We start from the raw sequence: 2,640 nt of genomic DNA, 5'->3' as shown, positions 1-2,640 counted from the left end.
CCTCGAGGTGAGCTAACTTTGGCGGCAGGTTCCGAGAGGTTGAGGTGAAGGGATCTCGAGGGAGCAAGCGGGTGGTACGGGGAAGGATTTTGGAGAGGGAAGAGAGATGAGGGGAGAGATGAGGAGACGAGGGATCGGAGTGCTGGTGGCCAGCCTGGTGGCAGGACTGGCGTGGGGTCAGGAGGTGAGCGTCTACGGGACGACGATGGCGCAGGTATGGAAGTCGGAGGTGCCGGGATTCGACACGAAGACCTACACGCCGGCGACGCAGTTCCTGGGGATCGACGCGACGAAGCTGGGGACGGACAACCTGTCGCTGCACCTGTACGGGTGGGGGACGAGCGACCTGGGGTATGTGAAGGCCTCGGGGGGGAAGGCGGACGGGGAGCTGACGTACGGGTATCTGGACTACCGGTTCGACCGAGCGAACGCGGAGGTGAAGGCGGGGCGGTTCGCGATCAACCAGGGCGGCGGGTTCGAGCAGGTGGACGGCGTGAGCGCGCGGACGGATCTGCGGGGCGGGTTCGCGATTTCGGCGTTCGGGGGCAAGCCGGTGCTGTATCGCCCGGACGATCCGATGGCGTCGAAGGACTATTCGTATCAGCGGGATTTCATTTTCGGGACGCGGTTGTCCTGGCGGATGAAGCGGATGGGTGAGTTCGGGTTGTCGTTCCTGCAGGACGGGACGAAGCCGGCGAAGGACCTGACGATCCCGCAGCCGGTGGACTACACGCGGAAGCAGATGGGTGCGGACATCCACCTGATGCCGACGACGGCGATCGATTTCAGCGGTCGGACGATTTTCGACCTGGCGTCGCATCCGGCGACGCCGGCGGGTCAGGAGAAGCCTTCGGACATCGCGGAGCACGACTACACGGTGCGGGTGAAGCTGCCGGGGCAGTTCGCGGTGACGGGGAATTTCGCGGAGCGGAACTACTTCGCGTATTTCGCGGGGACGACGCTGCCGTCGCTGTTCAGGCAGGACGACAACGACAAGTTCCGGGGGTACGGGGCGAACGTGAGCTGGGGAGCGCCGTCGAGCCTGCAGGTGGTGGGGGACTACCGGCACACGCACCGCGAGACGTACGGTGACACGACGCAGTTCGGAGGCGAGGTGCGCTGGGTGCCGGCGGAGAAGTTCCTGACGGGATTCGGGGCGCACCGGGTGAACGCGACGAGGGAAGTGGTGGTGGATCCGATGCATCCGTCGTACAGCCTGACGCACACGGAGGCGCGGGCGTGGGCGATGTATGGGACGGAGAAGGTGACGGCGAGCGCGGACGCGATCGTGCAGAAGTATCAGGACAAGACGAATCCGAACCTGAACGGGCAGGCCTGGCTGTATGAGGTGGTGGCGTCGCTGGGGTACCAGGTGATGCCGTCGCTGAAGGTGTCGGGGGACCTGGGTTACGGGAAGACGGCGCTGGCGAAGAACGAAGCGAAGGGGCTGCTGAGGGCGGAGTATCGATTCGGCATGGCCAAGAAAGGAGGCCGCTGATGGCCCGGAAGATGATGATCAGGGTATTCGCGATCGCGCTGGGACTGGGGCTGCTGACGGCGTGCGGGGTGGTGTCGCCGGAGAGCAGTTTCGCGGCGACGCATCCGCAGGAGCTGGGGACGGGGCGTCCGGTGTGTTCGGAGTGCCACGGGGACGAGGTGATGAAGGGGAGCCTGAAGCCGTATGGGGCGTTCGACCACACGGAGGCGTTCGTGAGGGACCACCGGTTCCTGGCGGGTCAGGATGCGAATTCGTGCGCGGTGTGCCACGCGCCGTCGTTCTGTTCGGACTGCCACGGGGGGAAGGTGGTGATGAAGCCGGCGACGAAGCTGGGGGACCGCCCGGACCGGATGTCGCCGCACCGTGGGGACTACATGACGCTGCACCGGTTCGAGGGGAAGGCGGATCCGTCCAGCTGTTTCCAGTGCCATGGTCGGGCGAACAACGACAAGTGCAGGACCTGCCACCAGTAGGGACGAGAGCGAGCCTCGAAAGGGAATTCCGATGAACAAAGCGACACAGATGCTCGGCGCGTGCTTCGCGGCGGTGGTGTCCCTGCTGGTGTGGGGATGCTCGGGAAGCGCGGCGAACGCGCCCCAGTTCAACGCATCGACGGGACAGCACCCGGCGGGATGGATCCAGAACCACTGGGCGGAGTTCGTGAAGAACCCGAGCCAGTGCACCTCGTGCCATGGTTCGACGTCGGATCCGGCGACGTCGGGCGGGATCGCGAAGGTGAGTTGTTTCACGTGCCATGCGAACGGGCCGTGGCACCCGGCGGGCTGGGGCGATCCGAGCCAGCACGGTCGGCTGGGGGCGCAGCTGGCGCCGAGTTCTGATCCGACGGCGATGGCGGGATTCGCGCACTGCGCGAAGTGCCACGGATCGAGCTACGACAATCCGGTGGGGATCACGCCGTCGTGCAAGTCGTGCCACACGAAGGCGCCGCACCCGGACAAGCCGTGGGTGAGCACGACCCTGGCGGAGCCGACGCATGTGCAGACGGACCAGGGGAACGCGCCGGAGTGCTTCAAGTGCCATGCGGCGGGTGCGAATTCGGACCTGAAGCCGGCCACGCCGGCCCCCGCCGGGACGGCCCCCGGTTGCTTCAACAACACGATGTGCCACGGGACCAACATCAC

General features: G+C 66.1%; 2 protein-coding genes and 1 pseudogene. All 3 read left to right on the top strand.

The window, feature by feature from the left end:
* The first annotated feature begins 145 nt into the window (after window positions 1-145).
* The gene (locus tag QSJ33_RS15530) at window positions 146-1,498 is read left to right on the top strand and encodes a hypothetical protein (RefSeq protein WP_285727884.1); all 1,353 of its coding nucleotides are present in this window, start codon (window positions 146-148) and stop codon (window positions 1,496-1,498) included.
* Window positions 1,498-1,971, top strand: a complete 474-nt coding sequence (locus tag QSJ33_RS15525) for a hypothetical protein (RefSeq protein ID WP_285727882.1) — start codon at window positions 1,498-1,500, stop codon at window positions 1,969-1,971. The genes QSJ33_RS15530 and QSJ33_RS15525 overlap by 1 nt, the downstream gene beginning before the upstream one ends.
* A gap of 31 nt (window positions 1,972-2,002) precedes the next feature.
* A pseudogene (locus QSJ33_RS15520) lies at window positions 2,003-2,640 on the top strand (hypothetical protein); the annotation flags it as partial.

The sequence above is a fragment of the Geothrix rubra genome (assembly GCF_030268065.1).
Taxonomy (GTDB): Bacteria; Acidobacteriota; Holophagae; order Holophagales; family Holophagaceae; genus Geothrix; species Geothrix rubra.
This window is presented reverse-complemented; position numbering and strand designations above follow the sequence as displayed.